This is a genomic window from Micromonospora sp. MGP-C2 (assembly GCF_057766525.1).
In genome coordinates this window covers 7,073,209-7,097,772 of record NZ_JBYMEN010000002.1, presented here as the reverse complement: position 1 = coordinate 7,097,772, position 24,564 = coordinate 7,073,209, and the positions used below count along the sequence as shown (strand labels likewise).

Annotated in this window: 31 protein-coding genes; 17 read left to right on the top strand and 14 right to left on the bottom strand. The window is 70.5% G+C overall.

Annotated elements, in window-relative coordinates:
- Positions 1-11: 11 nt before the first annotated feature.
- Positions 12-377, bottom strand: coding sequence for a DNA polymerase ligase N-terminal domain-containing protein (locus tag AC3CF1_RS32535; RefSeq protein ID WP_488452013.1), 366 nt, complete (start codon positions 375-377; stop codon positions 12-14).
- A 67-nt stretch (positions 378-444) separates the two neighbouring features.
- On the opposite strand from AC3CF1_RS32535, the gene AC3CF1_RS32530 reads away from it, so the two are divergent.
- Positions 445-1,086, top strand: coding sequence for an alpha/beta fold hydrolase (locus AC3CF1_RS32530; RefSeq protein ID WP_488452012.1), 642 nt, complete (start codon positions 445-447; stop codon positions 1,084-1,086).
- Between the two features lie 39 nt (positions 1,087-1,125).
- On the opposite strand, the gene AC3CF1_RS32525 is transcribed toward AC3CF1_RS32530, so the two are convergent.
- A complete protein-coding gene (locus tag AC3CF1_RS32525) occupies positions 1,126-1,938 on the bottom strand; it encodes a class I SAM-dependent methyltransferase (RefSeq protein WP_488452011.1) in 813 nt (270 codons plus the stop codon).
- A gap of 33 nt (positions 1,939-1,971) precedes the next feature.
- On the opposite strand from AC3CF1_RS32525, the gene AC3CF1_RS32520 reads away from it, so the two are divergent.
- From AC3CF1_RS32520 to AC3CF1_RS32510, 3 genes are all read left to right on the top strand, one after another.
- The gene (locus AC3CF1_RS32520; RefSeq protein WP_488452010.1) at positions 1,972-2,370 is read left to right on the top strand and encodes a hypothetical protein; all 399 of its coding nucleotides are present in this window, start codon (positions 1,972-1,974) and stop codon (positions 2,368-2,370) included.
- 483 nt (positions 2,371-2,853) lie between these two features.
- Positions 2,854-3,630, top strand: a complete 777-nt coding sequence (locus AC3CF1_RS32515) for an SMP-30/gluconolactonase/LRE family protein (RefSeq protein ID WP_488452009.1) — start codon at positions 2,854-2,856, stop codon at positions 3,628-3,630.
- A 71-nt stretch (positions 3,631-3,701) separates the two neighbouring features.
- On the top strand, positions 3,702-4,838 hold the full coding sequence (locus AC3CF1_RS32510) for a toprim domain-containing protein (protein ID WP_488452008.1): 1,137 nt from the start codon (positions 3,702-3,704) through the stop codon (positions 4,836-4,838).
- Positions 4,839-4,881: 43 nt separating this feature from the next.
- Here the strand turns inward: AC3CF1_RS32510 and AC3CF1_RS32505 are convergent, their stop codons facing one another.
- Positions 4,882-5,847 (bottom strand): CU044_5270 family protein, encoded by a 966-nt coding sequence (locus AC3CF1_RS32505; protein ID WP_488452007.1) that lies wholly within the window; start codon positions 5,845-5,847, stop codon positions 4,882-4,884.
- 17 nt (positions 5,848-5,864) lie between these two features.
- Positions 5,865-6,434, bottom strand: a complete 570-nt coding sequence (locus tag AC3CF1_RS32500) for an RNA polymerase sigma factor (protein WP_355161741.1) — start codon at positions 6,432-6,434, stop codon at positions 5,865-5,867.
- A 187-nt stretch (positions 6,435-6,621) separates the two neighbouring features.
- On the opposite strand from AC3CF1_RS32500, the gene AC3CF1_RS32495 reads away from it, so the two are divergent.
- A complete protein-coding gene (locus AC3CF1_RS32495) occupies positions 6,622-6,768 on the top strand; it encodes a DUF302 domain-containing protein (protein WP_158240899.1) in 147 nt (48 codons plus the stop codon).
- Positions 6,769-6,817: 49 nt separating this feature from the next.
- On the opposite strand, the gene AC3CF1_RS32490 is transcribed toward AC3CF1_RS32495, so the two are convergent.
- On the bottom strand, positions 6,818-7,996 hold the full coding sequence (locus tag AC3CF1_RS32490; protein WP_355161740.1) for a MalY/PatB family protein: 1,179 nt from the start codon (positions 7,994-7,996) through the stop codon (positions 6,818-6,820).
- Positions 7,997-8,174: 178 nt separating this feature from the next.
- Here AC3CF1_RS32490 and AC3CF1_RS32485 point away from each other — a divergent pair, with 178 nt between their 5' ends.
- Positions 8,175-9,362: an amidohydrolase family protein gene (locus AC3CF1_RS32485; RefSeq protein ID WP_488452006.1), complete on the top strand. Its 1,188-nt coding sequence runs from the start codon at positions 8,175-8,177 to the stop codon at positions 9,360-9,362.
- Between the two features lie 103 nt (positions 9,363-9,465).
- Complete coding sequence (locus tag AC3CF1_RS32480) at positions 9,466-10,035, top strand: hypothetical protein (protein WP_210792726.1); 570 nt, start codon at positions 9,466-9,468, stop codon at positions 10,033-10,035.
- A gap of 3 nt (positions 10,036-10,038) precedes the next feature.
- Here AC3CF1_RS32480 and AC3CF1_RS32475 read toward each other — a convergent pair whose 3' ends face one another.
- Positions 10,039-10,956, bottom strand: coding sequence for an SDR family NAD(P)-dependent oxidoreductase (locus tag AC3CF1_RS32475; RefSeq protein ID WP_488452005.1), 918 nt, complete (start codon positions 10,954-10,956; stop codon positions 10,039-10,041).
- Between the two features lie 55 nt (positions 10,957-11,011).
- Between AC3CF1_RS32475 and AC3CF1_RS32470 the strand changes: the two genes are divergently transcribed.
- Positions 11,012-11,464 (top strand): MerR family transcriptional regulator, encoded by a 453-nt coding sequence (locus AC3CF1_RS32470; protein ID WP_488452004.1) that lies wholly within the window; start codon positions 11,012-11,014, stop codon positions 11,462-11,464.
- On the opposite strand, the gene AC3CF1_RS32465 is transcribed toward AC3CF1_RS32470, so the two are convergent.
- On the bottom strand, positions 11,376-12,383 hold the full coding sequence (locus AC3CF1_RS32465) for a GlxA family transcriptional regulator (RefSeq protein ID WP_488452003.1): 1,008 nt from the start codon (positions 12,381-12,383) through the stop codon (positions 11,376-11,378). The genes AC3CF1_RS32470 and AC3CF1_RS32465 overlap by 89 nt on opposite strands.
- A gap of 104 nt (positions 12,384-12,487) precedes the next feature.
- On the opposite strand from AC3CF1_RS32465, the gene AC3CF1_RS32460 reads away from it, so the two are divergent.
- The 3 genes from AC3CF1_RS32460 to AC3CF1_RS32450 all read left to right on the top strand — a co-directional run bounded on the left by AC3CF1_RS32460 (position 12,488) and on the right by AC3CF1_RS32450 (position 14,427).
- Positions 12,488-13,147 (top strand): DJ-1/PfpI family protein, encoded by a 660-nt coding sequence (locus AC3CF1_RS32460; RefSeq protein ID WP_355161736.1) that lies wholly within the window; start codon positions 12,488-12,490, stop codon positions 13,145-13,147.
- Between the two features lie 38 nt (positions 13,148-13,185).
- Entirely contained in the window at positions 13,186-13,500 is a 315-nt protein-coding gene (locus AC3CF1_RS32455) for a hypothetical protein (protein WP_088947687.1), read from the top strand.
- A gap of 207 nt (positions 13,501-13,707) precedes the next feature.
- Complete coding sequence (locus tag AC3CF1_RS32450) at positions 13,708-14,427, top strand: DinB family protein (protein ID WP_488452002.1); 720 nt, start codon at positions 13,708-13,710, stop codon at positions 14,425-14,427.
- A gap of 12 nt (positions 14,428-14,439) precedes the next feature.
- On the opposite strand, the gene AC3CF1_RS32445 is transcribed toward AC3CF1_RS32450, so the two are convergent.
- The 3 genes from AC3CF1_RS32445 to AC3CF1_RS32435 all read right to left on the bottom strand — a co-directional run bounded on the left by AC3CF1_RS32445 (position 14,440) and on the right by AC3CF1_RS32435 (position 16,042).
- Positions 14,440-14,751, bottom strand: coding sequence for an NIPSNAP family protein (locus AC3CF1_RS32445; RefSeq protein ID WP_088951663.1), 312 nt, complete (start codon positions 14,749-14,751; stop codon positions 14,440-14,442).
- Between the two features lie 86 nt (positions 14,752-14,837).
- Positions 14,838-15,323 (bottom strand): GNAT family N-acetyltransferase, encoded by a 486-nt coding sequence (locus AC3CF1_RS32440; protein ID WP_488452001.1) that lies wholly within the window; start codon positions 15,321-15,323, stop codon positions 14,838-14,840.
- Positions 15,324-15,391: 68 nt separating this feature from the next.
- On the bottom strand, positions 15,392-16,042 hold the full coding sequence (locus AC3CF1_RS32435; protein WP_488451999.1) for a uridine kinase family protein: 651 nt from the start codon (positions 16,040-16,042) through the stop codon (positions 15,392-15,394).
- Positions 16,043-16,154: 112 nt separating this feature from the next.
- Here AC3CF1_RS32435 and AC3CF1_RS32430 point away from each other — a divergent pair, with 112 nt between their 5' ends.
- Both AC3CF1_RS32430 and AC3CF1_RS32425 read left to right on the top strand, forming a co-directional pair.
- Entirely contained in the window at positions 16,155-16,772 is a 618-nt protein-coding gene (locus AC3CF1_RS32430; protein WP_488451998.1) for a TetR/AcrR family transcriptional regulator, read from the top strand.
- A gap of 125 nt (positions 16,773-16,897) precedes the next feature.
- Positions 16,898-18,397, top strand: coding sequence for an FAD-dependent monooxygenase (locus AC3CF1_RS32425; protein WP_488451997.1), 1,500 nt, complete (start codon positions 16,898-16,900; stop codon positions 18,395-18,397).
- An 18-nt stretch (positions 18,398-18,415) separates the two neighbouring features.
- Here the strand turns inward: AC3CF1_RS32425 and AC3CF1_RS32420 are convergent, their stop codons facing one another.
- Complete coding sequence (locus AC3CF1_RS32420) at positions 18,416-18,916, bottom strand: hypothetical protein (protein ID WP_488451996.1); 501 nt, start codon at positions 18,914-18,916, stop codon at positions 18,416-18,418.
- 148 nt (positions 18,917-19,064) lie between these two features.
- Positions 19,065-19,406 carry an ArsR/SmtB family transcription factor gene (locus tag AC3CF1_RS32415; RefSeq protein ID WP_231927348.1) on the bottom strand — a complete coding sequence of 114 codons (342 nt, stop codon included), beginning with the start codon at positions 19,404-19,406 and terminating at the stop codon, positions 19,065-19,067.
- Between the two features lie 98 nt (positions 19,407-19,504).
- Between AC3CF1_RS32415 and AC3CF1_RS32410 the strand changes: the two genes are divergently transcribed.
- The 3 genes from AC3CF1_RS32410 to AC3CF1_RS32400 all read left to right on the top strand — a co-directional run bounded on the left by AC3CF1_RS32410 (position 19,505) and on the right by AC3CF1_RS32400 (position 21,649).
- Positions 19,505-20,524, top strand: coding sequence for an NADPH:quinone reductase (locus AC3CF1_RS32410; protein WP_488451995.1), 1,020 nt, complete (start codon positions 19,505-19,507; stop codon positions 20,522-20,524).
- Between the two features lie 136 nt (positions 20,525-20,660).
- Positions 20,661-21,197 (top strand): RBBP9/YdeN family alpha/beta hydrolase, encoded by a 537-nt coding sequence (locus AC3CF1_RS32405; protein ID WP_488451994.1) that lies wholly within the window; start codon positions 20,661-20,663, stop codon positions 21,195-21,197.
- Positions 21,198-21,247: 50 nt separating this feature from the next.
- Positions 21,248-21,649 carry a hypothetical protein gene (locus AC3CF1_RS32400; protein WP_488451993.1) on the top strand — a complete coding sequence of 134 codons (402 nt, stop codon included), beginning with the start codon at positions 21,248-21,250 and terminating at the stop codon, positions 21,647-21,649.
- A 202-nt stretch (positions 21,650-21,851) separates the two neighbouring features.
- Here AC3CF1_RS32400 and AC3CF1_RS32395 read toward each other — a convergent pair whose 3' ends face one another.
- Complete coding sequence (locus AC3CF1_RS32395; protein WP_488451992.1) at positions 21,852-22,604, bottom strand: MBL fold metallo-hydrolase; 753 nt, start codon at positions 22,602-22,604, stop codon at positions 21,852-21,854.
- A 138-nt stretch (positions 22,605-22,742) separates the two neighbouring features.
- Here AC3CF1_RS32395 and AC3CF1_RS32390 point away from each other — a divergent pair, with 138 nt between their 5' ends.
- The gene (locus AC3CF1_RS32390; protein WP_327643837.1) at positions 22,743-23,546 is read left to right on the top strand and encodes an SGNH/GDSL hydrolase family protein; all 804 of its coding nucleotides are present in this window, start codon (positions 22,743-22,745) and stop codon (positions 23,544-23,546) included.
- Between the two features lie 101 nt (positions 23,547-23,647).
- Here the strand turns inward: AC3CF1_RS32390 and AC3CF1_RS32385 are convergent, their stop codons facing one another.
- Positions 23,648-24,511, bottom strand: a complete 864-nt coding sequence (locus AC3CF1_RS32385) for an alpha/beta fold hydrolase (protein WP_488451991.1) — start codon at positions 24,509-24,511, stop codon at positions 23,648-23,650.
- Positions 24,512-24,564: the final 53 nt, after the last annotated feature.

The window sequence follows — 24,564 nt, the reverse complement described above, 5'->3', positions numbered from 1 at the left end:
GACGACGGCAACTATCCGAGATCGTCGGAGGGCTGTTCCTTCGTCAGGTGGAGCAGCCACCCCTCACCGGTGCGGATCAGCGCGTACCGCCGACTGCCGGTGCGGCCGTGCAACGTGAACAGCATCCGACGGTCGGTGCGGTCGTGCTCCTCCCAGGTGCCGATGTCGGCGATCGACTTGTCGGCGTCCTCGTAGGTGAGGTGATCGAGGTGGTGGTCGGGCACGGCGATGGCGAGCCGGTTGTCGCGGGGGCTGTCCGGCAGGCCCCGCGGCACTGCCCAGGAGCGCAGCACACCGTCCTCCTCGAGCCGCAGGTCGAAGTGCGGCCGTGGTTTGCGGTGATCGTGCAGGACGAAGGCGGGCGCCACTCTTGCCATTGTCGCCGCTGGGCGGCTCCATCGCTTGCCAACGCGCATGTCGTACCCGGGTGCGAGGCTTCGGGTCATGGCGACTTTCGTTCTGATCCACGGCGGCGGGGGCAGCGCCTGGGACTGGCATCTCGTGGTCCCCGAGCTGACCAGCCGCGGCCACGACGTGGTGGTGCCGGAGCTGCCGATCGAGGACAGGTCGGCGGGGTTCGCCGAGTTCTGCGACACGGTCGTCAGCGCGATCGGCGACCGGCACGATCTTGTGGTCGTCGGCCACTCGTATGGCGCGTTCACCGCGCCGCTGATCGCCGACCGGCTGCCGGTGCGGCTGATCGTCCTGCTCACACCGATGATCCCCCAGCCCGGTGAAAAGCCCGGGGACTGGTGGGGCAACACCGGTTATCGCGGCACGGAAGGGCTCACCGAGGAGGAGCAGTTCTACAACGGGGTGCCGGCCGAGCTGATCGCGCAGGCTGCGGCGCACAACCGGGACCAGGTCAGCGCCGAGGGCAACGAGCCGTGGCCTCTGAACGCCTGGCCGGACGTGCCGACGAAGGTGCTCATCGCCCGCGAGGACCAGTTCTTTCCGGCGGACTTCCAGCGCCGGGTGGCCGCCGACCGGCTCGGCGTCACCCCGGATGAGATCGACGGCTGCCACGCGGTGTCGTTCAGCCATCCGCAGCAGCTCGCCGACCGGTTGTCCGCGTACCTGCGCTGACGGTGCTGGCACCACCTCTCCCAGTCACCGACGGGGCTGCTACGTCGGCGAGGCGCCAGTCGTCGGCCGGGTGCCACGGACCGCCCAGGCGCGGGCCGTGAGCCGGATCGACCCGTCGGGTCCGGGCGGCAGCCGGGCGGCGAGCAGATCCCGCAGGGCGGCCTGCTCGGGCTCCGCCAACGAGGCTAGGTACGCCGGGGCGGAGCCCTGCCCGCCGAGGAACGGTGTCCAGTAGTCGGCGAAGCTGGCGAAGACGGTCGGCACCTCGATCGCCCGTACCGAGATGTCCGTGAGCCCGCCGTCGCGCCACAGCGCCTGGAGCACATCCGGCCGGCACAGCGAGAAGCCGCGGCCGTCGTCCCGGGCAGCAGCGGCGGGGTCGAGCGCGCTGGCCGCGTCCCAGAAGTGCCGCATCATCTCCATTCCCTCGGCGTAGTCCCAGACGTACGCGGCCACCACCCCACCGGGGTTGGCCACTCTGGCGAAGTCCGCCACCGCCCGCGCCGGTTCGGGTACGAAGTTCAGCACCAGACCACTCACCACCACGTCGACGGCGTCGTCCGGCAGGGGCAGCACCCGGGCATCGCCGACCGCGAAGTCGGCCCTCGGGTCGGTGACCTGGGCGCGGGCCTGCGTCACGAACCCCTCGGAGGGGTCCACGCCGGTGATCTGGCGCGGTTGCGCGGTCGTCAGCACGGTCGAGGTCAGCACGCCGGTGCCGCTACCCACATCGAGCCAGCGCAGTCCGCGCGGCAGGTCGAGCCAGCGCAGGAACTCCACAGCGACGAGCCGGCTCCACCGACCCACGTAGGCCTCGTAGGCCGTACCGTCGGCCCAGACTGGGGATGCCATGGCGGCACCATACCTGCGGTCGAGGAGGACACGATGATCGATCTGGTGACCGTCGGGGCGATCGTCGGCGTCCTGCTCGTCGGTGTCGTGGTGCTGGTCCGCAAGCCGGTCGACGCTCGACGGGTGGTCCGGTGGTCGGCTCTGGTGATCACGGTGCTGGTGGCCGCCGCGCTGACTCCCTACACCGTGGACGATTCCGGGGCTGCGGCCAGCTACCTGCTCGGCGTGCCAGTGGTGGCCGCGACGCTGCCGGTGCTCGCGCAGCGGATCGGTCGGCTGACAGTGGTCGCCGACGTGGTGGCCGCGCTGATCATCACCGCGTGGGGGCTGCTGCTCGGGTTGGGCATCGGAGGCGCGTTCCTGCCGGTGGCGGTGCTCCTGGTCGCCGGCATCGTGGGGATCGGGGCACAGCGACCGTCCACGACCGCCTGAGGCAGTGACCACTGCGCCGGAAATCTGGCAAAACAACAGACCGTGCATCGACGTTAGTCACTGGCATGTCGCATATGCTGCGTCGTACCCACGTTGACGGCCCGCGCGCGCCGTGCCGCCTCCGCGACCACGCCCGCCGTCGATCGCCGGGCTTCGCGCCCGCCGACGTCGACAGGAGTCTTCGATGAACTGGCGTCCCACCATCGCCGCGCTGGGCGGTCTGTGCCTCGCGCTCAGCACCGCACCCCTCACCAGCGGGGCCGCCGCCGCTCCCCCGGACACTCTGCGTGCCGCTCATGTTAGCGCTCACTCCGCAGCCGGTGGCGCGCTCGCCAATCCGCCCGGCACGCCAGCGGGCGCATGCCCGACGGGGACCGGATACGGCCCGCCGCTGCCGGCCAGTTCCGTGACAGCGCCCAGGATCCAGGTGGATTCTCGTTCCTCGAAGGGCCGGTCTGGGTCGCCGACGGTGGCTACCTCTTGATGTCCGACATGGCCGCGGGCACCGGGCCGTACAACGTCCAGCCGTCCACGATCCGTCGGTTCACCCCGCCGGCGACCTTCGACACGTTCATCGCCAACGCGGGCAGCAACGGCCTGGCGCTCAGCGCCGACGCCCAGCAGGTCGTCGCGGCGACCCACGACCAGCGGAGCGTGTCCGCGTACCGGCTGAGCGACCGGGCACGCAGCACCGTCGCGGCGAACTACCAGGGCCGGGCGTTCAACTCGCCCAACGACGTCGCGGTCCGTTCGGATGGCGTTGTCTACTTCACCGACCCGAACTTCCAGCGCGGCAACCGCGCCGACCAGATGGGTGGGCGTACCAGCGTCTTCCGCGTCTCCGGCGGCCAGGTGTCACTGGTGGACGACCGGCTGCGCCAACCCAACGGCATCGCGCTCTCGCCGGACGGGACCGCGCTGTACGTGGGTGCCTACTCCGAGAACAAGATCTACAAGTACGCCGTCCAGCCCGACGGCAGCACCGGCGCTCGCAGCGTCTTCGTGAACTACATCGGTGGCCCGGACGGCGCGACGATCGACTGCGCGGGCAACGTGTACTGGGCGTCGGGCTCGGACTCCCTGGTGCACGTCTACTCCCCGGCTGGCACCCAGCTCGGGACGATCCGGGCCGGCACCTCCGGTACGACCAACGTGGCGTTCGGCGGCCCCGACCGGCAGACCCTCTACGTCACCTCGGGCCCGCGGAACGACTCCGGCCTCTACAGCGTGCGACTCAACGTTCCCGGCTACCCGTACTGAACTTCAGGGCGTACCCCCGATCCTGGCGGTGACGGGCCGGCGGCCGCTAGCGTGGATCCCGGAGGTAGCCGATGGGCGCACCCCGACTCCGTCGGCCGACGTCAGCGGTACGCGGCGCCGGGCTTGAGCCCGGGCGTCTGCTGGCGGCCGTCGACGCCGCGGTGGTGTACTACCGCGCCCAGCTCGCGCAGGCCGACGCGCCGCGCGCCTACCTCGCCGAACGGGGCCTCGGTGTCCTCGTGCAGCGGGAGTGGCCGTGGCGGGTCGGGTACGCCCCGCCGGGCTGGAGTGCGCTGACCGGCCACCTGCGCGCCGCCGGCTTCACACCGGAGGAGTTGATCGGCGCCGGCCTGTCGACCCGCACCCGGACCGGCCCGGACCACCTCATCGACGTGTTCCGCGACCGGGTCATGTTCCCGGTACGCGACCCGGCCGGGCACGCAGTGGCATTCCTCGGCCGCGCCGGCCCACATGCCGGAGACGTTCCGAAGTACCTCAACAACCCGCGGACAGCGATCTACAGCAAGAGCCACCTGCTGTTCGGTCTGGCCGAGCAGCAGGACCGCATCGCCGCCCGATGGACTCCGGTCCTCGTCGAGGGGCCCGCCGACGTCCTCGCGGTGTGGCTGTCCTACTCCCGGTCCGGCCGGACCGGAGCGGTGGCCCTGGCACCGTGTGGCACCACCCTCAGTGACACCCAGGCCACCATCCTGCGGGAGCTGCCCGGTGCCGCGCGGGGCCTGGTCACGGCCTTCGACGCGGACCCGGCGGGCCGCGCGGCGGTGGACCGCGCGTGGCACCTGCTCCGACAGGCGCGCTGTCCCGGCCCGCTGCTGGCGGCCGAGTTCCGCGCCGGCGCCGACCCGGCGGACCTGCTGCGCGCCCCGCACGGCAGGGCCCGGCTGCGGGCGGCCCTTCAGCGACGGGCGCAGCCCATGCTCGACACGGTGGTCGACCACCGCCTCACCCGGCTCGTCGAGCGACACCCCCGGTTGCTGGAGGACGTCGACGGCAGGTGCGCCGCGGTACGCGCGCTGGTGCCACTGCTGTTCGAGGCGACCAGCCCGCAGGAGGCAATCAGTGTGGCTCGGCGCATCGTCGCCCACACCGGGGTCGGGGTGGACACCGTCGCGACCATCGCGATCGCGCACCTGGAAGGCTCACTACGCGACCTCTCCTGGCTGGGCGAGGGCCTACCAACCGGGTAGGAGATCGGCGCGGTGAGCCGTGCACAGGCGATCCCAGCACCGGTCAGGGCAGTTGCCCCGGTCGGTCCACTATGGCGAGCCGGATGAACGCTGCAGTCGAGTACAGCGACTCCTTGCCGTTGCGCACTACCGACCCACGCCTGCCGAGGAAGATGTGGCTGTCCCGGTCGAAGATGAAGTCCTCGTGGCCACCGATCACGCCGGGCATCCGAATCGCCACCCCGTGCCGACCGGCGGCGTCCACCACGTCGCCCGAGATGACGACCGCTCCGGGCTCCCGAGCCAGCAGCTCGTACAGCGCCGCCAGCGCTCGGGGCGGCACGTAACCGTCGAGCATCGACCGCGCGGTGGTGTACGCCATGCTCACGTCCCCGTAGACGGCCTCTTCGTCGGCACCCTCGGGAAGATGCAGGTCGACCGGGTGTTCCCGAAGGTGTCGAAGCAGCTCGTCCGGATCGGTGGGCAGATCGTCGTGGTACGCGGGCGGCGGGAACGCGTCGAGCTCCTTGTCGGGATCGCCGGGATCGTCCATGCGGTGCACCCTCAGATCGCTCCACCCGTTCGGGTCGGCCTCCGGTCGGTAACGTGTCTGCGCGTGGGCGACTCCCCCAGCCGACTCCCACCTCTGCACGCGAATGGTGATGTACGGGCCGCTGCCCGGCATCTCCCGCGTCGTCGCCAGGCGCTCCGTGAAGACGTACTGATCGGGTCGGGCAGTGAGCTCGGGCTGCTGCCGGGCGGCGTCGGCCGCCCTCCGGAAGATCTCCGCGGCGCTGGCCGTGGGCGGCGGCTGGTCGCCCACCCTCATCGTCTGGACCGCCAGCGCACCGGCGGTCAGGGTGACTGCCAGGCCGAACGCCCCGGCGAGGCGCCAACCGTGCAGGAACCGGGCACGACGTCCAGCGGGACGGGCCGCCGAGATCAGGTCGGCCCGCCGGGCGACGTGTGCGGTCAGGTCCGTGAGGAGCTGCTCCTCGAAATTGTGCGACGACTGGTCGGTCTTGTTCATGACGTCATCTCCTTCCATCAGGCGAGGGTGGTGGCTGGGCGGGCGAGCACGGCGCGGACGACGCGACGGGCACGATGCAGACGGACCCGGGCGGCGACCGGCGAGATCCCGAGGGCGGTCGCCGCGTCCGCGACGGTGAGGCCGTCCACGGCGATCAGTTCGACAAGCGTCCGGGTGTCCTCGGGCAGCTCGCTCAGCGCACGATGGGTGCGGCGGGCCGCCGACTCGGCATCGATGCGCTCCTCGATGCGAGCGATGTCGTCGGGGCCCAGGTCCCGTCGTCCGGCCAGCCGGCCGGTCACCCGCAGCCGTTGGGCCGCCCGCCGTCGCTCGTCGCCGATGACGTTGCGAGCCACCCCGTACAGCCAGCCGATCTGGCTGCCCCGGTCCGGCCGGTAACCTGCTGCCGACTCGATCACCGCGAGGAACACGTCGGCGGTCAGGTCGGCGGCGAGGTGCGGGTCGTCGACCCGCCGTGCCACGAACCGGCCCACCGCCTCCACGTGCCGCCGGTAGAAGACCGCGAAGGCCACCGGGTCGACTCCGATGCCGGAGATGTCACCCTCCGCTGGGCTGGGGTCATTCACAGGCCGTCCTCTCGTAGCCGTCACACCCCTTATTCGTACGGCGGAGCGCGTGTGTTACCGGAGCCGGACGCGGTGCCGACGGCGGGTTGGCGGCAAATCCCCGCGAACCGGCCCCGGTTGCGAGCAGGATGAGATGGATTCGCCCAGCGACACGGTGAGCGGGGGTTCGACCGTGAACGACGGACTGATGACCAGGCGGAGCGCCCACGGTGTCGGAGAGACGATCTCCGCGCTGCGGGCTGAGGCGCAACGGGTCGGTGCTGCGGTGGTGGCGGTGGTCGACCATGCGGCGGCCGCCCGAAAGGTCGGGTTGAGCATGCCCGCGGGCCGCTGAGCACGGCCCGGTCCGACCACGCGGAGTCGCCCTCCGGGCGATCGGCTGCTCAGGCGACCGCGGCGGCCATCCGGCGTACCGCCTCGGTGATCAACTCCGGCGCGGTGGCCAGATTCAACCGGACATGCCCGCTGCCGCCGGTGCCGAAGGCCAGACCGGAGTTGAGCGCCACCCGGCCCCGGTCGAGGAACACCGCGGCGGGGTCGTCGCCGAGACCGAGGGCACGGCAGTCGAGCCAGGCGAGATAGGTGGCCTGACCGGGCTGGTAACGGATGGCCGGCAGGTTCTCGGCGAGCAGCGCGGAGAGCAGACGACGGTTGTCGTCCAGGCCGGCCAGCACGGCGTCGAGCCACTCGCCGCCGTCGGTGAAGGCGGCGGTGTGGGCGATCACGCCAAGGTGGCTGGTGCTGACGCTGGCTTCGAACGGAACTCGGGCGAGGTCACCGGCCGCCGCCGGGCCGGCGACCAGGAGACCACCGCGCAGACCGGCCAGGTTCCACCCCTTGGAGGCGGACATCAGTGACATGCCGTTCTCCGCGCCGGGCACCGAGAGGTACGGCACGAAGCGCGCTCCCCCACCCACCACCGGCGCGTGGATCTCGTCGGCGACCACCCGCACCCCGTGCCGCTCGGCCAGGCGGGCGACGGCGGTCAACTCGTCCACGGTGTGCAGGACGCCGGTCGGGTTGTGCGGGCTGCACAGCAGGTACGCCGCCGGCCGCCCACCGGCCCGAGCCTGCCGGAACGCGTCCTCCAGCGTGTCGAGGTCGATCCGCAGGTCCTGGCCGAGCGGCGCCTCCACGATCCGGCGGTCGGCGTGCGCCACGAACTCGTAGAACGGTGGGTAGACCGGGCAGTTGACCACCACCGCGTCCCCCGGCTCGGTGACCAGCCGCAGCACCTCGACGATGCCGTGCATGACGTCGGGCACCAGCGCGGTGCGCTCCACTGCCAGCCCGTCCCAACCCCACCGACGCCGGGCGAACTCCGCCAGCGCCTGCGGGTACGCCGTACCGGAGGTGTAGCCGGTGTCGCCGCGCGCGACGGCGTCGGTGATCGCCCGCGCGACCGGCTCGGCCAGCGGCACGTCCATCTCCGCCACCCAGAGCGGCAGCACGTCGTCGGGGTACTCCCGCCACTTGAGGCTCGTCCGTTGCCGGAGCTGGTCGAGCGTGAGCTGGCGAAGGGGGTTCACCGGGCTTCGGGCACCACTGAGCACACCAGTCATCGCTGAAGCCTATTCCGCTTCGTCCGGGCCCCGCCGACGTCGTTGGATGGGCCGGCGATGTCAGGACCGTGACCGTCCCTGGTTGCCGTCGCCGTCGCAGGGGCCAGAGTTCGAGCAGGATTCCGTCGCCGCCGAATGAGAGCCTGACCGGAGCGGTTCACATCAACGGGGAGGGTCGATGACGAAGCGTGCGATCCGGGTGGCGCGGATGTTCGACGGCGAGCGACTCGTGGACGGCGGGGTGCTGGTCCTGCTGGACGGTGGGCGCATCGTCGACGTGCAGCGGGGCCGGGCCGAGGCGCCGGAGGGCTGGCCGGTGCGCGAGGAGCCGAACGGCACCGTGCTGCCCGGCCTGGTGGACGCTCACGTACACCTGTGCGCCGATGCCGGTCCCGACGCGCTCGGCCGGCTCGCCGAGCGTCCCGAGACGGACCTCGACGCGGTTGTCGAGGCGTCACTGCGCGCGCATCTGGCGGCTGGCGTCACGACCGTTCGGGACCTGGGCGACCGGCGCGGTGCCGTGCTCCGGTGGCGGGCCCGGGAGGTGCGCGACGACCTGCCCACGGTGGTGGCCTCGGGTGCCCCCGTCACCACCGTCGGCGGGCACTGCTGGTCGATGGGGGGCGAGGTGAGCGGCGTCGACGGGATCCGCGAGGCCGTACGCCTCAAGGCGGCAGCCGGGGCCGACCTGGTGAAGGTCATGGCCAGCGGCGGCGTGTTCACCCCCGGCACCGACACCACCCGGCCGCAGTTCACCGACCAGGAGCTGACCGCCGCGCTGACCCAGGCGCACGATCTGGGCCTGCCGGTGACAGTGCACGCGCACGCGCTCAACGCCGTCGAGCAGGCGCTGCGCGTCGGTGTCAACGGCATCGAGCACTGCACGTGCGTAACCGCGGCCGGCGCCCACGTCCCCGACGAGGTGGCGGACCGCCTGGCCGCGTCCGGGGTGGCGGTGTGTGCCACGCTCGGCACCGACCCGACCGTGGTCACGCCGCCGGAGGTGGTGGCGATGGCGGCACGGGCCGGGCTCAGTGCGGCAACGCTGCGCGACGGCGCCGCCACCCTGCACCGGGCCGGGGTCCGCCTGGTGGCCGGTTCGGACGCGGGCCTCGGCCCCGCGAAGCCGCACGGGATCCTGCCAGAGACGCTGGTCGAGTACGTCGCCTGCGGCATTCCCGCCGCAGCCGCCCTCGCCGCGGCCACCTCGGTGGGTGCCGAGGTGTGTGGCCTGGGGCGGCGCAAGGGCCGCGTCCGCCCCGGGTTCGAGGCTGACCTGCTGGTCGTGGACGGCGACCCGACGAGCGACATCAGCGCACTGCGCCGCCCGCTCGCCGTCTACCGCGCCGGCAACCCGGTGAGGTGACGATGTCCGAGCAGCAGGCATCCACGCTGTAGAAGCCTCAGCTGATCAATCCCGGCCGGCCCCGGGGTTTCGCCGGCTGTCGCTTCCGGGTAGCGGGTGGCTCATGAACCGCAATCTCGTGAAGGCTCTGCAGGTCGCGTGGGGGCTGCCGGAGTTCCGCAGCGGGCTGCGACACCTCATCGATCTCGACGAGGTGTCGGTGCTGCTGGCCACGCTGTCCGTCGCGGATCAGGATCGCGAGGTGGAGAGCAGCCTGTTGAGCCTGCTGCGGTCCAGCCTGGACACTGTCGAGATCCGGGAAGCGGTGTTGCTGCTGCTGGAGCGGGACGAGGTGCGCCGGCCGCTCGTCGCGGCGGTGGTGGAGCCGCTCGCGGACCGGCCGGGTCAGGCCGCTGCCATCGCCTCGGCGGCCGAGGATCCCGCGGTGCGACGTGAGGTGCGGGCGGTCCTCGACAGCGCCAAGGCGCGCGAGCTGATCTGGCAGGCGATCGACAACCAGGTCAGCGACAACCGGTTCGGCTTGATCCGTCGGGCGGCGGTGCTGTTCGTCAGACACCCGAGCGTCCGACGCCTCGCGTGGGCCGCGCACCGGCACGGCGTGTTGCGCGAGCTACGCCGCCGGCCGCTGCCCACGCCTGACATTGCCGAGGACGGCGGACGAGCGCGAGCGTGAGGGCTATCCGATGACGTCGAGGCCGGTCAGGTCGGCCGACAGCGCCCAGAGTCGGGCTGCCTCACTGTCGTCTGTGGGGCTGCCGTCGGTGCGCTGGCAGTCCACGCAGTAGTCGCCGCCGTTCACGTCGAGTTGAGGTGACGTGGCGGCCCAGACCTGGGTCGCCGCGCCTTGCTCGACGGTCTTGAACAGCCCCGGCGTCGGAGTTCCGTCCGCGTCGATCCAGCCGGCGGCGACCATCTCCTCGACCGCGAGGTGTCGTTGCAGGGGCGTGCGGATCCAGCCGGGGTTGACCGAGAAGGCGCGGACGCGCTGCCCTCTGCCGAGCAGGTCGAGGTGGCGGGCGAACAGCACATTCGCGAGTTTGGACTGGGTGTACGCCTCCCACTTGTCGTAGCCGCGCTCGAACTGCACGTCGTCCCACCGGATACGCCACGTCGGGTTGCGCCCGGAGGCGACCGAGACGACACGAGCCGTGCCGGCGGCGGTGAGCGCGGGCCACAGCAGGTTCACCAACGCGTAGTGGCCGAGGTGGTTGATCGCGAGGTGCGCTTCCCAGCCGTGTCCTGTCCGTGTCTCCTGGCAGGCCATGATCCCTGCGTTCGCGATCAGGATGTCGAGGGCGGAATGGCTGCGAAGGAACCGTTCGGCGAACACGCGGACGGAGCCGAGGTCGGCGAGGTCGAGTTGATCGACCTCGACCCCGGGTACGCCGGCGAGCGCCCGCTGCGCCGCGTCCGGCCGGAGAGCGGGGACAACGACCCGAGCCCCGGCTTGGGCGAACGCGCGGGTCGTGGCGAGTCCGAGGCCGGAGTAGCCACCCGTGACGACGGCGGTCCTGCCGGTCAGGTCGATGCCGGCGACGACATCCGCGGTGGTGCTGTGGGCGCCGAACATGGTGTGGGTCGTGTCGCTTGTCATGTCGCGGACGCTAGGTGCTAGACCGAGGTCTAGGTCAATGGCTACGGTCGACGCCATGGCGGACGGGGACCTGAGTATCGGGCAGGTGGCGCAGCGCACCGGCTTGAGCGTGCACACTCTGCGGCTCTACGAGCGTGCGGGTCTGTTGGCCGGTGACGTACGGCGGGACGGGTCCGGCAGGCGCGTCTACAGCGCCTGGGATGTCGAGTGGCTGGCGAACTGCGTGAAGTTCCGCGCTTCCGGGATGCCGCTCACGACGATCAGCCGCTTGGCCCAGCTCGTCCGCGAGGGCAGCGGCAACGAGGCCGAGCGGCTCGCTCTGCTCCGCGAACACCGGCGCCACATCACCGAGCAGCTGGCGCGGCTGCGCGACTGCCTTGAGCTCGTCGACGTCAAGGTGGCCAGCTACGAGCAGCACCTCACCGCCGGCGGCTCGGGAGATCCCTGGCAACAGCAACATTCGGTGACGGTTGCGGACGGAAGACCCGCCGGTACGCGCCGGGCGTGACACCGAGGAGTTGTCCGAACTGGAACCGGAAGTTGCTGGTCGTCGGAAAGCCAGTCTGGGCAGCGATCCGGTCGACGGTGTGGTCGGTGGTCTCCAGCAGGTCCTGCGCGTGGCGGATGCGCACCCCCGACACCCACTGCATGGGGCTCTGCCCGGTCTCGTCCTTGAATCGGCGGGTCAGCGTGCGCACGCTCATGCCGGCAGCGGCGGCGATGTCCGCGAGGGTCAGGTCACGGTACGCGTTCGCCTCGATCCATGAGAGCGCTCGTTGCAGCGTCGACGTCCGGTGCGTTGCCCGGTTCCGAACGATGTACTGCGCCTGCCCTCCGGGGCGGTGCAGCGGGGCGACGGCGAGGCGGGCGGCGTCCGCCGCGACGGCCACCCCGTAGTCGCGCTGGACGATGTGCAGGCAGAGGTCGAGACCGGACGAGGCGCCAGCGGATGTCAGGATGCTTCCGTTGTCCGTGTAGAGCACATCCGGGTTCAGCCGGACAGCGGGATGCCTTCGTGCGAGTTCGTCAGCGGCGAGCCAGTGGGTCGTCGCGTCCCGGCCGTCGAGCAGGCCCGCTTCGGCCAGCGTGAACGCGCCGACGCAGATCGACGCGATTCGCGTCCCACGGTGGGCTCCGGCCCGCAGTGCCGCGAGAACAGCGGGCGGCGACGGTTGCAACGGGTCGTTCCTCCCTGGCACCACGACGAGGTCGGCCCGCTCGACGGCGTCCAGCCCGTCGTCGACGGCCAGGCGCACCGGACCGGCCTGGACGGACGGCTCGTGACCGGCGACGACGACCCGGTATCCCGGGCGGCCGTCCGGTAGGCGCACGCGTCCGAAGGTTTCGATCGGGGTGGCCAGATCGAAGGCAATCACATCGGGGAGCGCAAGCACGACGACGGTGTACACCCCCGCAGGATAGGGCACTTCGCGACTGGCCAGATCCAGGAGCTATCTGTCTTGATAGCCATCGCAACGCGGTCCGGCGCGGCGCAAAAATAGGAGGAAACGCCCACCGGAAGGGATCCTCAATGACACAGGTCCACGTCCAGATCGTGCTCTTCGACGGCTTCGATCCCCTAGATGTCATCGCCCCGTTCGAGGTGCTCACCGCCGGCAGTCAGTTCCTCGGTGGCGCGCTCGCCGTGGAGTTCGTCAGCGCGAGCGGTCCCGGCGTCGTGCGAGCCGGCAACTCCCAGATCACCCTGACGGCCGCCGCCAGGCTCGATCCGGACGTACCCGGCTACGTGGTCGTCCCGGGTGCGGTCGGCCCCGTCGACGGGGATCCGGACGCCGGAGACGAGACGATCCCCGTACTCCTGGGTCGGTTCGCGCAGAGCGACGCGATGCCCCTCATCCGCCGCGCGCTCGACAACCCGAGGATCACCGTCGCGGCCTTCTGCGGGGGATCACTCGCCCTCGCGATGGCCGGTCTCCTCGAAGGTCGCACCGCGACCACGCATGTGCTCGGCATCGACATGCTCGACGCCACCGGCGTGAACGCCGTCCGCGCGCGCGTAGTCGACGACGGCGACCTGGTCAGCGGCGGCGGCGTGACGTCGGGTCTCGACGTAGCCCTCTACCTGCTCGAACGGGACTTCGGTTCGCAGGCCGCGCACGCGGTCGAGGAGCTGTTCGAGTACGAGCGTCGCGGCACCACCTGGAAGACCACAGGTCAGCACGCGGCCTGACCTGCCCCGCCCCTCCAACAAGGAAAGTCACCAAGCAGATGAACACCATTGTCGGCACCTGGCTGCTCCGTATGAAGACACCCGTCGGCACCATCGAGGCCGCCTACCACTTCGAGGAAGAGGATGGCGTGATCCACGGCAGCGCGACCGGCGCGGGCGAGACCACGCCCCTCACCGACATCGTGGTCCACGAGGACCCGACCGGGCAGCGCGTCACCTGGCGGCAGAGCATCACCAGACCGCTGCGCCTCAACCTGGCGTACGACGTCATCGTTCACGGCGACGCCCTCTCCGGCGAGTCCCGCGCCGGGCGGCTGCCGCGGACGCGCGTGACCGGTGAGCGGAGCGCGTGAGGGGGTTCCATGGCGGTCCACGTGGTCACGGCAATCCTCGCCAGCGGCACCGGTCGCCATCGCCGCGAGCATGTTCCCGCGCTCCGCGCCCCCTGGGCCGGCGCCCGCCGGCGCCGCACGTGCGCCCGCGTCGCCGGACATCGGGCGGCGGGCTCTGTCGGACCGGCCCGCTAGCATCGCCGCGAACGCCATCGGATGGAGGCTGTCATGACCCAGAGCGACACCACCACGTTCGTCGACAGGGACCTACGAGGCGCGCGGTTCAACAGGTCGACGTTGGCCGGTGCGGTCATGCGCGGTGTCGATGTCAGCGGGCTCGACATCGATGCGCCGTGGCTGGCGGACGGCACGCTGCTGATCAACGGTGTCGACGTGGTGCCGCTCGTCGAGGCCGAGCTCAACCGGCGGTTTCCCGGCCGCGAGCTGAAGAATGCCGGCGATCCCGAGGGCCTGCGCGTGGCGTGGGCGGCACTCGAACGGGCCTGGTCGGCCGCCGTCGACCGGGTCGAGTCCATGCCGCAGAGCACCGCCGACGCCTCGATCGGTGGCGAGTGGTCGTTCGCGCAGACCCTGCGCCACCTCGCGTTCGCCACGGACGCATGGCTCGGCAAGGCGATCCTGCGCCTGCCGCAACCCTTCCATCCGCTCGGGCAGCCATACACCGAGTACGAGACGGATGGATTCGACATGTCGGTCTTTGCCGCGCGGCGTCCGAGCTTCGCCGAGGTGCTCGACCTGCGTGCCGAGCGGCAGGCCATGGTGCGCGGCTTCCTCGCGACCGTCACACCGGGGCTGCTCGCCGAGCCTCGGCCGACTCCGTGGTCACCCGCGCACGAGCGGCCGGTCCTGCACTGCCTCCACGTGATCTTCGACGAGGAGTGGGAGCACCTTCGCTACGCGACACGCGACCTCGACGCGCAGCAGTAGGACCGGCCGGGCTCAGTCGGTCGGCAGGAGCGGTCGCATGAAGGTCCGCTCGTACCGCACGACACAACCCGAGTCGTTGCGGATGCTGTCCGCCGCGACGAACTCCGGGTCATTACCGAACCGCGCACGGTAACGCTCGTAGGCTGCCAGGCTCTCGAAACTGAACAGCGCCTCCGCCTTGTCGCTGGCTCCCTCGGCGGGCAGGAAATAGCCGTGGTGCACGCCACCGTGCGCGGCCACCAGCCGCATCCACTCACGAGCGAAGCGTTCGAAGGCCTCGATCTGCGCGGGGTCGATGGTGTAGTGCACGACGCAAGTGATCATCGCGCCACCATACGGGCCGGTGCTCGCGCATCGCAGCACGACCGCGGTCAGCGGCAGGAGCGTGCTGGAAGGTTCGAGAATGCCCGCTAGGCCGTGTCTCCTGGATCCTGGTCGGTGAGATCGAAGCTGCGGTTGAGCAGTTCCAGGCCGGTAACGGGCTGGAAGCCGACCTCGGTATAGAGCCTCAGAGCCGGAGCGTTGTCGGTCTCGGTCTGGAGTGACACACGACGCGCGCCAGCGGAACGCGCGTTGTGGATGGTGTGCTCCAGGAGGGCGTTCGCGATGCCGCTACGGCGATGGCGCGGGGCCACGTAGAGGTCGCGGATCGACCATGCGGTGCCCAGCGTGAGCGACGCCGGCATGATCATGGCCGTGATGAAGCCACAGACGTCATCGGCTCGGATGGCGGCAGCGGCGGAGAGCCGGTGTTGCGCGAGCTGGTCGTGCAGCCAGGTGCGTGTGATCTCAGGGGATGACGGTTGGCCGTAGTGCACGCGATAGTCGTCAAACAGAGCAGCTACCTGATCGAAAGCCGGATGGGTGCAGCCGATGGGCACGATCGTCGTCGTCACGCCGTAAGTGTGGCCGACGGTCAAGCCGAGGTTGGTTACTGTCCCCCGTCTCGACAGCAGGTGCAGCACTAGGGGCTGGTTGGCGGGGCCACGACCAGTTCGGTGTCCGGGTCGTGGTCAATCCGCGAAGGGCCGGCCACGATCAGGGTGGCCCGGGACCACGGGCGTTCTCGCAGCATGAACGGCAGTTCCTCGCGCAGCCAGTTCGTCACGTGCTCCTGCTGTTCCGGTGAGTCGCCGTCGCGAGCGACCAGCAGCCGCTCCTGCTCGTCAAGATCTCCCTGCACGTACACGGAGGCGTCCAACCACGGGAGAAGTTCTTCCCGGAGGATGCCGGTGCCCTCGACCCAGACGACGTCAGTGCCGGCGGGGATGGCGATCGATCCCGCGCGATCGTGGCGGACCCAGGCGTCGGGGCGGAAGTCCACGGGCTCCCCTCGGTGCAGGGGTTGCAGAATGTTCTCGACGAGTATGGTGCCCCAGTCGAAACAGGCGTGGTTCCAGGCGACGTCGTCGGTGTGCACGATGGCGGAGTTGGCTTCCACAGCCGCCAGCTTCTCGGCCAGGGTCGTCTTGCCCGCACCACCCCGCCCATCAATCGCTATCACTCGCGGACGTCCGGTGACGTCTGGTGATGCATCGCGCAGCTGCCGGACCGCGTCGAACACGGTCACCGGCCGCCAGCCGACGGCTTCGATCTCACCGTGATGGAGGCGCATTGACGGCCTGTACCCCCAACGTCTGCAGAAGATACGGCCCCACCATCCGGTATCGGCATTTCTGCGTGGCACGCATGTTTGCGTGCCACGCAAAAAGTGCTAGCGTGGTGGCATGACGGGACTTCGGGAGCGCAAGAAGGCCGAGACGCGGGCGGCGCTCGGCTGGGCCGCCATCCACCTCACCGTCGAGCGCGGCTACGACAACGTCCGCGTCGAGGACATCGCCGAGGCGGCCGGTGTCTCCCCGCGCACCTTCAACAACTACTTCTCCAGCAAGGCCGAGGCGATCGCCTCCCGCCACCTCGACCGCAGCCTGCGCACCGCCGCCGCGCTGCGCGAACGCCCCGCCGACGAGCCGCTCTGGGCGGCGCTCACCCAGGCAGCGCTGGAGCAGTTCACGCCCGGCCCCGAGGTCGAGGCGATGCCCTCCCCCGCACACGCCCAGTGGGTGGCCGGGGTGCGCACCATGCTCGCCGAGCCCGCGCTGCAGGGCGAGCGGCTGCGCGCCGTCGCGGTCGCCGAGGCCGAGCTTGCCGCCGCGGTCGCCGAGCGCACCGGCACCGACCTCGCCACCGACATGTATCCGAGGCTCGTCGCGGCTGCCGCCAGCGCCGCCGTCACCGTCGCCATGCAGCACTATCTCGACAGCACCGACCCGCCCACCCCGATCGAGCGCCTGATCACCGACGCCTTCGCCCAGGTCGCCGCCGGGCTCCCGCCGCCCCGCTGAAGCCCCGGCCCGCACTCACCGCACGACCTCATCCACGCCTTTCAGCCGCGTCGCACCTCCGCGGCGGGCCGGCCGCGTGCCGCGCCTGCCGTGGCGATGACGCACACCCAGAAGGGATCACGATCATGATCGATGTCCTCATCGTCGGAGCCGGTCCCAACGGCCTCATGCTCGCCTGCGAGCTGGCCCTCGCCGGCGTACACCCCGTCGTCCTCGAACGCCACGCCGCGCCCACCGGCGAGCCCCGCGCCAACGGCCTCGTCGGCCAGGTCGTCCGCCTGCTCGACCGGCGCGGGCTCTACGGGCGGCTCAGCGGCGAGAGCACCCCGCCGTCGCCCCAGCCGGCCTTCGTCTTCGGCGCGTTCCCGCTGGATCTCACGATGGTCGCGGAGAACCCGCACTACGTGCTCGGCGTGCCGCAAGCCCAGCTCGAGGCCGCCCTCGCCGATCGGGCCGTCGAGCTCGGAGTCGACCTGCGCCGCGGCCACGAGGTCGTTGACCTCCGCCAACGGCCCGACGCGGTCGAGGTCTGCCTTGCCGACGGTACGCAGCTCATCTCCCGCTTCCTCGTCGGTGCCGACGGGGGCCGCAGCGCGGTGCGCCGCCTCGCCGGCATCGGCTTTCCCGGCGCCACCTTCGACCGGTCCATCTCCCGTACCGCCACGGTGAGCGTCCCCGCGTCGTCCCTCGACCCCGAGACCGGTGGCCTTCGTGCGCCCGGTTACGGCGTCGTCCCGCCGTTCCAACACACCCGCACCGCGCGCGGACTGATCGCCTGGGCCCCGTTCCCCGGCCGTCCGGCGATCCTGAGCACGACGGAGTGGCCCGACGCGCCGACCAGCGACGAGACCTCGATGGACCTGGCGGAGCTACGCGCCAGCGTCGCCCGGGTGCTCGGCGTGGACATCCCCTTCGGCGCGCCAGAGGGCCCCGGGCTGTTGCGGCGGCTGACCGGCGGCAACACCCGCATCGCCGACCGCTACCGCGCCGACCGGGTGCTGCTGGTCGGCGACGCCGCGCACGTGCACCCCGCGATCGGTGGCCCCGGCCTCAATCTGGGCCTCCAGGACGCCGTCAACCTGGGTTGGAAGCTTGCCGCCACGGTGCGCGGCTGGGCACCGCAGGGTCTGCTCGACACGTACGAGACCGAGCGCCGCCCCGTCGCCGAACGGGTCGTCATGTCCACCCAGGCACAGTCGGCGCTCATCGGCCCCGGCGACGAGATCACCGGCCTTCGGCAACTCTTCGCCGAGCTGCTGCGCAAGCCGGAGGTGACAGGGCACATCGCGGCGCTGATGTCCGGCGCGGACATTCACTATCCCGTCGATCCGGCCGACCCGTTGGCCGGCCGCTTCGCCCCCGACGTGGTCGTGCACAGCGAGCACGGCCCGCTACGCCTCGCCGAGCTGACCCGCGCCGCCCGGCCGCTGCTGTTGGACTCCACGGGTGCCTACGCCGGAGTCGCCGCGCCGTGGCGAGACCGGGTCGACGTGGTCACCGGCGCGCTGGAGGGCACGACCGCGACCGCTTTGCTGGTGCGCCCCGACTGCTTCGTCGCCTGGTCCGCCGGGAACGCCGACACCCTGCGCGCCTCGCTCGCCCGCCACTTCGGCCTTCCACTGTGAGCGACAGAGCCGTCCGCCTCACCGAACCTGGTCGGCTGATCTCCTCGGACCGCTTCCCGCTGATCGGCGGCTGTAGGAAACAGTTGTCCCCACCAGCAACACCGCGCCGGTGAAGAAGTAGGTGTTGACTCCGATGCCGATCCAGAACTCGCCCGTGGAGATGTCTGCGGCCCCCATGAAGCCACCGCGACGGACACCCGTGACCATCAGCAGATTCTCGGCCATCCCCGGAACACCCCGGATGACGAGCAGCACGCTGCCGCCCAACAGCGGCGCCAGCAGTAGCCACCGAGGGAGATGTCGAGCAGGCGGGCGGACGGTGGCCAGGACGACGGCTGCCCCGATGGCCGACATCGAGATGAGCACAACGTTGAAGATCACGTAGGCCCTCATGTCCCAGGGGCCGTCACCGGTCGGATCGTCGCCGGGAAAGAACACCAGGATCACGTGCGACACCACAAAGAAGATCAACCATGCGAAGGCGCCGTACGCCCAGCGACGATCGGTGAGAGCGGGCATACCAGCACCATCGCCTCGGCAGCACCCTGACGCCTCCCTCCCTGGGTGGGTCTCACTCCCGCAGAGGAGCGAGGCGCGGGGGCGTCAACGCACGCATCGCGACGAACGGGATCACTCCTGCCGGAGATTCTGTTTTCGCTCGTCTGCGTCATGCGGTTGAGGCGGGCGCCTCTTCGGCGTCATGTTCGCGGAGCATGCTCAGCAGCCCGGGAAAGCGTTGTTCCACGTCGTCGTAGCGCAGCGTGACCAGCCGGCGAATGCCGTCGACGCGGGTGCGGATCAGTCCGGCATCGCGCAGAACCTTGATGTGGTGCGACAGCGTCGACTTGCCGATGGTGAAGCGGCTGCCCTTGAGGACGTCGCTGCCGCACGTCCAGTCCCCAGCGGCGTCGAGGGCACGCACGAGCGTGAGCCGCACCGGGTCGGCGAGCGCGCTGAGCACGACGTCGATCGTCACGGTTTCGATGGAAGGTTCGATCACCTCGGTCACGAGACGAAGCCTAGCCAGATGTTGCGGAAAGTACGACCCTCGTCGTACTGTTCGACGCGGCTCGAACAGTACGATGCAGGTCGAACAGAGGATGTGTCATGAAAGCGATCGTCTACCGCGACAACGGCGGCCCCGACGTGCTCCAGCTCGTCGAGCGTGACCTGACCGCACCCGACGCCGGCGAAGTCCGAGTCCGGGTCGCCGTGTCCGGGGTCAACCCGACCGACTGGCAGGCCCGCTCCGGCGTCGCCCACCGCAAGCTGTTCTCCGAGATCACCCCACACCTCGACGGCGCCGGCGTGATCGACGCCGTCGGTGACGGGGTTGATCCGGGCCGGGTCGGTCAGCGGGTGTGGCTGTTCATGGCCGCCGCCGGTCGGCCCACCGGCACCGCCGCCGAGTTCACCGTCGTACCCGCCGATCAGGCTGTGCCACTGCCCGACGAGGCCAGTTTCGACGTCGGCGCCTCACTCGGCGTCCCCGCGCTGACCGCACACCGTGCCCTCACCGTCGCCGAGGACGGACCACGCCGCCTGCACCCCGGTGCACTCGACGGCAAGGTGGTGCTCGCCGCCGGCGGAGCCGGCGCGGTCGGGCACGCGGTGATCCAACTCGCCCGATGGGCAGGCGCCACCGTGATCGGCACGGTCAGCGGCCCGGAGAAGGCGAAGCTGGCCGCTGCGGCTGGAGCCCACCACACGATCAACTATCGCGAGGGTGACCCGGCCGCCGCCATCCGCGCGATCGCCCCCGACGGCGTCGACATCGTCGCCGAGGTGGCGCTCGGCGCTAACCTCACCCTGGACCTGGCCGTGCTGCGTGCCCGCGGCACGATCGCGACGTACGCCAACGAGGGCGGACGGGCGGTCGAGCTGAACGTGGGCCAGAACATGGTGTTGAACACCCGCCTGCAGTTCCTGGTGCTCTACACGGCTGGCCCGCAGGCGCGCGCCGCAGGCGTCGAGGACGTCGCCGCCGCGATCCGTGACGGCGCCCTGCCGGTTGGCGAAGAGCACGGCCTGCCACTGCTCCGCTTCCCACTGCACCGCACCGCCGACGCTCACCGAGCCGTGGAGGCCGGCGTGGTTGGCAAGGTACTGGTGGACGTCACGCCCTGACGTTCGACCAGCTACCGCATCTCCGGCTCGCATCGGGCGCGGATCGGCTCATCGGCAGATCCGCGTACCGGCCACTCGTCGTGCCCACTTCTCGGATCACGTGCTTTGATCAAGACGTCGATACGAGGGGGGCCTGGTGGGGCGCAGAGCGATCATCTTTCACGGGACCGGCGGCAACCCGGACGTGTGCTGGTATCCCTGGCTGGCGGAGCGACTCCGGGCCCGGGGCTACACCGTCGAGGTGCCGCACCACCCGGGCATCAACGTCGAGCCGATCGCGACGTTCCTGCCGAAGGTGCTCGACGGGCACAGCTTCGACGAGGACACGATCCTGGTGGGCCACTCGGGGGGCGCGGCCCTGCTGCTGGCGCTCCTGGAGCATGTCGATGTCAAAGTCGCCCAGGCGATCCTGGTCGCGGGTTACTGCACCCGGCCCAACACCGAGGAAGAGCCGGTCCTCCAGCAGAGCTACGACTGGGCCGCGATCCGGTCGCACGTGCGGGACATCTACTTCATCAACTCGCGCAAGGATCCGTACGGCTGCGACGACCGACAGGGGCGCGCCATGTTCGAGCGGCTCGGCGGCACCCAGATCGTGCGCGACGACGGGCACTTCGGCGACTACAACCAGCCGTACGACCGGTTCGAACTTCTCGACCGACTCATCCCCTGACGCCGCCGGCGCAGCTCGGGGTGCGTTGTCCGGCGTGGAAGACTGTCCGGATGCCCTGGGAAGCCGCGATTCCGCCCCGCCCGCCGTCGCATCCCGTCGCCCTCATTCCGGTCGACCGTTCACATCGGGCGGTGCTCGGCAATCTGGGTCAGTTGTACCGTCATGATCTGTCAGAGGCGTACGGTCACCTCCCGAACGACGACGGCACGTTCAATGACCGACCGCTGGACCGGTTCCTCGCCGGTGTCGACCCGCAGCGCCGCGCGTGGTTGATCACTGCGGCCGGCCGGACAGCGGGCTTTGCGATGACGACCCCGGCTGAGGCCGGCGGCACGTCCATCACGAGTTTCTTCATCGTCCGCGCGCTGCGTCGCACAGGCGTCGGTCGCGCCGCTGCCGTTCGAATCATCGCCCTGTTCCCGGGGCGGTGGAGCATCGGCTTCCAGCGCTAAAACCCCGGCGTCGAAGCGTTCTGGTCGCGGGTAGCGACCCAGGTCGTCGGGGACACGTGGAAGACCCACGACGGTCCCACTCCCGAAAGCCGGCCTCCCGACACCTTCCTCACCTTCTCCACCTCCGGATGACCCAGAGGCGGTAGCGGTCGCAGCGTGACGCCTGAGGAAGCCGCGCCGCCTGCTGAGCACCGGATACGACTCAACCTGAGGCTCTCCTGCGCAGGTACGTGTCGGCCAACTGGCGAAGCCGTGCCCTGTCGAAGCTGTGCCCGTGGCCGGGATGGACGACGGACACGTCGAGGTCGGCGAGCATCTGCATGCTTCGCCGGTAGGCAGCCACGTCCGAGTTCGGCAGATCATCGATCAGGGCACCGTCGTAGATGATGTCGCCGGAATACAGGGTCCCGGTGCGCTCCTCCAGCAGGGCGATGCTCCCCGGTGTGTGGCCGGGAAGGTGCAGCACGGTCAGCACCCGCCCGCCCAGGTCGATCCGGTCGCCGTCGTCGACCATCCGGTTCAGGGTCATGGGTGCGATGCGGTAGCTGGCCGGGTCGTAGCCGGGACTGGGCAGGGCGTCGAGCATGAGCTCCGGGACGGGCTCTCCCGCCGGGTCGATCCCGAGTTTGTCGTAGAGCTCCGCGCCGTACAGGCTCGCCGGTACGCCCGCCGCGAGGACCTCGGCCTCGGCGGGGTGGGCGGCCCGGTCGGCGAACTCGGCTGCTCCACCGACATGATCCAGGTGCGCGTGGGTGAGCAGGACCATCGGATCGCGGTGGAACAGGCGCGGGATCGCCTCGCGCAGGGGGACGACACCGAGCCCGGCGTCGATCACCAGGTCTCGATCGGTGCCGCGCAGCCACCAGAAGTTCGCGGACAGCAGCTCGTTGACGTGCGGCTCCGAGATCCGGATGACGTCGTCACCCACCTCGGCCTGCGTATGCCAGTCCACCATGTCCGCCAGTGTGCCAGCGCGGCCCCCGAACCCCTGACGGCCGCGTAACACCCCAGGACCCTTTTAGGGATCTTCCCAACGTCGATATCCAGTGATATCTATGTCACACCGAATCTCCCACCCCCACTGGAGCGCGACGTGCGGAAATCCCGTCTGGCAACCCTCACCCTGAGCCTGGCGACGGCCCTGGCCGCCACCCTCACCCTGGCAGCGCCCGCCGAGGCCGCTCCCAGCGACCACTACGTCGCCCTCGGCGACTCCTACTCTTCGGGGGTGGGTGCCGGCAGCTACACCGCCGAGAGTGGCTCCTGCCAGCGCAGCACCAACGCCTACCCGGCGTTGTACGCCACCAACGTGCGACCCGCGTCGTACCGTTCGGTTGCCTGCTCCGGTGCCACCACCGCCAGCGTGAACAACACGCAGCTCAGCGCGCTCAGCACCACCACGACCCTGGTCAGCGTCACAGTCGGCGGCAACGATGTCGGGTTCGCCAACATCATGACCACCTGCGTGCTCTACGGGACCAACGACTGCGTGGCCGCCGTGCAGACCGCCGAGGACAAGGCGCGGGCCGACCTCACCAACCTGCTGCGCACCGTCTACAACGGAATCCGCACCCGTGCGCCGTCAGCCCGGGTGGTGGTCGTCGGCTACCCGGTCTTCTACCAACTGGGCACGACGTGTGTCGGGCTCAGCGCCACCTCGCGAGCGAAGATCAACGAAGGTATCAACCTGGTGAACGACCTGACCCGCAGCGCCGCCCAGGCCGCCGGCTTCACCTTCGCCGACGTCCGGTCGCAGTTCGTCGGGCACCAACTGTGCAGCTACGGCGACAAGTGGTTGCACGCCCTGAACTTCGCCAACCTCGGCATCTCCTACCACCCGACCGCGGCCGGCCAGTCCAGCGGCTACTACCCGGTCTTCCGCTCCGTCGCCGGCTGACGTCGGGGGCACGCGGGGCGAGACCCATCGCCCCGCGTGCCCCGTCGAACTCGGTCGGCCCGTACAGGATCAGCACTCGGGCCTAAAGGCCGAGGAGATGGTCAGGCGAGGAAGCCGTGCAGCGCCGCCGTGAGGTCGTCGGGGTTCTCCTCGGCGACGTGATGCCCGGACTCGATCGGGTGGCCGCGCAGATCGTCGGCCCAGGGCCGCCAGACAGCGAGCGGATCACCGTACAGGTCCTCCATGTCGTCACGGGTCGACCAGAGAAACAGCGTCGGACAGCGGACTGTGCGACCGGCACGCCGGTCGGCTTCCTCGTGCTCCCGATCGACACCCAGGCCGGCGCGGTAGTCCTCCAGCATCGCCCGGACCGTGGCCGGGTCGTGGATGGCCTCCCGGAACTCCTCGTAATTCTCGGCCCCCATGCTCTGGGGCTGGGCCTTGTTGCCGTACCAGGCATCGGGATCGACGGCGATGGCCCTCTCCGGCTTGTCGGGCTGCGCGAAGAAGAACCAGTGGTACCAGTCGTGGGCGAACCGCGCGTCGCACCTGGCGAGGGCCTCACTGATGGGCACGCCATCGAGAACCACGAGCCGGCTGACCACGTCCGGGTGGTCCAGTGCCAGGCGCAACGCCACGTAGCAACCACGGTCGTGCCCGACCGCGGCGAACGTCGGATGACCCAGGATGCCCATCAGACGGACCATGTCCCCCGCGACCGCCCGTTTGGACTGCTGCGAGTGGTCCGGGAGGATCTTCGCCTTGCCGGACCTCCCGTAGCCGCGCATGTCAGGGCAGACGACGGTGAAGCCCCGGTCCACCAACCGCGGTGCCACCCGGTGCCACGTCGACCCGGTGCGCGGATGCCCGTGGATGAGGAGCACCGGGGGTCCCTGCCCGGCGTGCCGGACACGGAGTTCCACCTCCCCGACGTCGACCCTCTCGTCGGTGAAACCGTCAAACATGCGCGACGAGTATCCGAGCCGCCCGTCCCGCAAACCTGCGCCCACGTACCGTC

Bases quoted from the DNA above. Each gene is read 5' to 3' on its own strand.
- AC3CF1_RS32535 (WP_488452013.1), bottom strand. From the start codon at position 377: ATGGCAAGAGTGGCGCCCGCCTTCGTCCTGCACGATCACCGCAAACCA.
- AC3CF1_RS32530 (WP_488452012.1), top strand. From the start codon at position 445: ATGGCGACTTTCGTTCTGATCCACGGCGGCGGGGGCAGCGCCTGGGAC.
- AC3CF1_RS32525 (WP_488452011.1), bottom strand. From the start codon at position 1,938: ATGGCATCCCCAGTCTGGGCCGACGGTACGGCCTACGAGGCCTACGTG.
- AC3CF1_RS32520 (WP_488452010.1), top strand. From the start codon at position 1,972: ATGATCGATCTGGTGACCGTCGGGGCGATCGTCGGCGTCCTGCTCGTC.
- AC3CF1_RS32515 (WP_488452009.1), top strand. From the start codon at position 2,854: ATGTCCGACATGGCCGCGGGCACCGGGCCGTACAACGTCCAGCCGTCC.
- AC3CF1_RS32510 (WP_488452008.1), top strand. From the start codon at position 3,702: ATGGGCGCACCCCGACTCCGTCGGCCGACGTCAGCGGTACGCGGCGCC.
- AC3CF1_RS32505 (WP_488452007.1), bottom strand. From the start codon at position 5,847: ATGAACAAGACCGACCAGTCGTCGCACAATTTCGAGGAGCAGCTCCTC.
- AC3CF1_RS32495 (WP_158240899.1), top strand. From the start codon at position 6,622: ATGACCAGGCGGAGCGCCCACGGTGTCGGAGAGACGATCTCCGCGCTG.
- AC3CF1_RS32490 (WP_355161740.1), bottom strand. From the start codon at position 7,996: ATGACTGGTGTGCTCAGTGGTGCCCGAAGCCCGGTGAACCCCCTTCGC.
- AC3CF1_RS32485 (WP_488452006.1), top strand. From the start codon at position 8,175: ATGACGAAGCGTGCGATCCGGGTGGCGCGGATGTTCGACGGCGAGCGA.
- AC3CF1_RS32480 (WP_210792726.1), top strand. From the start codon at position 9,466: ATGAACCGCAATCTCGTGAAGGCTCTGCAGGTCGCGTGGGGGCTGCCG.
- AC3CF1_RS32475 (WP_488452005.1), bottom strand. From the start codon at position 10,956: ATGACAAGCGACACGACCCACACCATGTTCGGCGCCCACAGCACCACC.
- AC3CF1_RS32470 (WP_488452004.1), top strand. From the start codon at position 11,012: ATGGCGGACGGGGACCTGAGTATCGGGCAGGTGGCGCAGCGCACCGGC.
- AC3CF1_RS32460 (WP_355161736.1), top strand. From the start codon at position 12,488: ATGACACAGGTCCACGTCCAGATCGTGCTCTTCGACGGCTTCGATCCC.
- AC3CF1_RS32455 (WP_088947687.1), top strand. From the start codon at position 13,186: ATGAACACCATTGTCGGCACCTGGCTGCTCCGTATGAAGACACCCGTC.
- AC3CF1_RS32450 (WP_488452002.1), top strand. From the start codon at position 13,708: ATGACCCAGAGCGACACCACCACGTTCGTCGACAGGGACCTACGAGGC.
- AC3CF1_RS32445 (WP_088951663.1), bottom strand. From the start codon at position 14,751: ATGATCACTTGCGTCGTGCACTACACCATCGACCCCGCGCAGATCGAG.
- AC3CF1_RS32435 (WP_488451999.1), bottom strand. From the start codon at position 16,042: ATGCGCCTCCATCACGGTGAGATCGAAGCCGTCGGCTGGCGGCCGGTG.
- AC3CF1_RS32430 (WP_488451998.1), top strand. From the start codon at position 16,155: ATGACGGGACTTCGGGAGCGCAAGAAGGCCGAGACGCGGGCGGCGCTC.
- AC3CF1_RS32425 (WP_488451997.1), top strand. From the start codon at position 16,898: ATGATCGATGTCCTCATCGTCGGAGCCGGTCCCAACGGCCTCATGCTC.
- AC3CF1_RS32420 (WP_488451996.1), bottom strand. From the start codon at position 18,916: ATGCCCGCTCTCACCGATCGTCGCTGGGCGTACGGCGCCTTCGCATGG.
- AC3CF1_RS32410 (WP_488451995.1), top strand. From the start codon at position 19,505: ATGAAAGCGATCGTCTACCGCGACAACGGCGGCCCCGACGTGCTCCAG.
- AC3CF1_RS32400 (WP_488451993.1), top strand. From the start codon at position 21,248: ATGCCCTGGGAAGCCGCGATTCCGCCCCGCCCGCCGTCGCATCCCGTC.
- AC3CF1_RS32395 (WP_488451992.1), bottom strand. From the start codon at position 22,604: ATGGTGGACTGGCATACGCAGGCCGAGGTGGGTGACGACGTCATCCGG.
- AC3CF1_RS32385 (WP_488451991.1), bottom strand. From the start codon at position 24,511: ATGTTTGACGGTTTCACCGACGAGAGGGTCGACGTCGGGGAGGTGGAA.